This is a genomic window from Nocardioides nematodiphilus, from assembly GCF_020216525.1.
GTDB classification, from domain to species: domain Bacteria; phylum Actinomycetota; class Actinomycetes; order Propionibacteriales; family Nocardioidaceae; genus Nocardioides; species Nocardioides nematodiphilus.
The window spans coordinates 1-1,421 of sequence record NZ_JAIWOY010000023.1; the positions used below are offsets into that span (position 1 = coordinate 1).

Sequence of the window (1,421 nt, forward strand, 5' to 3'; positions counted from 1 at the left end):
CCGGTCAAGTCCCAGGTAGTGGTGTAGCGCTGCGTTCTCCTCGATGAGGTGTCAGGCGGTCAGTGCGGGCAGTTGATCAGCTCCGATCTCGGGTTCAGCGGTGGGCACGAGGTTCATGCGGGACCTAGCGAGGACGTCGAGTCCGAGGTAGCGGCGGCCTTCGGCCCATTCGTCGGTCTGCTCGGCCAGCACGGCGCCGACTAGGCGCACGATGGCGTCGCGGTTGGGGAAGATCCCCACGGCGTCGGTGCGGCGGCGGATCTCCTTGTTCAGCCGTTCGGCGGGGTTGTTGGACCAGATCTGGGTCCACACGTCCTTGGGGAATCGCGTGAAGGCGAGGATGTCGTCGCGGGCGGCGTCGAGGTGTTCGAACGCTGCGGGGACGGCACGCTCGACGTAGTCGAGCAGCCGGTCGAACTGTGCGGCGACCGCGTCGGCCTCGGGCTGGTCGTAGACCGAGTGCAGCATCGCCTTCACCGCGGGCCACATCGACTTCGGAGTCACGCTCATGAGGTTCGCGGCGTAGTGGGTGCGGCAGCGCTGCCATGCGGCGCCGGGCAGGTTCGCTGCGATCGCCTCGACCAGGCCCCTATGTGCGTCGGACGTGACGAGCCGGACCCCGGACAGGCCGCGGGCCACCAGGTCGGCGAAGAACTCGTTCCATGCAGCCCCTGTTTCGGCGGTGGCCACGCGCATCCCGAGCACCTCACGGTGTCCGTCGCTGTTCACGCCGGTGGCAAGAAGGACGACGGCGTTGATCACGCGGCCGCCTTCGCGGACCTTCATCGTGAGCGCGTCGGCCGCGACGAAGGTGAACGGTCCGGCGTCGCCCAGGGGTCGGTGGCGGAAGTCGTCAACGATGGAGTCGAGCTCGGTGGCCATCCGGCTGACTTGGGACTTCGACAGTGAGTCGATGCCGAGGGTCTTGACCAGCTTGTCCATCCGGCGCGTGGACACGCCGGCGAGGTAGCAGTCGGCCACGACGGTGATCAGGGCTGCTTCGGCGCGCTTGCGGCGCTCGAGGAGCCACTCGGGGAAGTAGGTGCCCTTGCGGAGCTTGGGGATCGCGACGTCGATGGTGCCGACGCGGGTGTCGAGGTCGCGATGGCGGTAGCCGTTGCGCTGGCTGGTGCGGGTCGCGCTGGGACGTCCCCACTCGGCACCGACCACGGCGTCAGCGTCGGCGGACAGCAGGGCGTTAATGATCGACTGCAGCAGCGAGCGCATCAGATCGGGGCTGGCTTCAGCGAGGGCTTCGCCGAGCAGGCCAGAGGGGTCGACAATGTGCGGAGCGGTCATCGTGATGTTCCGTTCGAGAGAGCTGTGAGAGGTGAACTCGAAGGATCACGCGGTGGCCGCGTCTACGTCCAAGCCAGGGACGATCTTGGCGACCGCGCTACACCACTATCGGGGACTCAACT

1 protein-coding gene is annotated in these 1,421 nt (G+C 67.4%); it reads right to left on the minus strand.

Annotation, left to right across the window (positions count from 1 at the left end; genetic code table 11):
- Positions 1 to 51 precede the first annotated feature (51 nt).
- The gene (locus KSO98_RS18325) at positions 52 to 1,299 is read right to left on the minus strand and encodes an IS256 family transposase (RefSeq protein WP_225287202.1); all 1,248 of its coding nucleotides are present in this window, start codon (positions 1,297 to 1,299) and stop codon (positions 52 to 54) included.
- Positions 1,300 to 1,421: the final 122 nt, after the last annotated feature.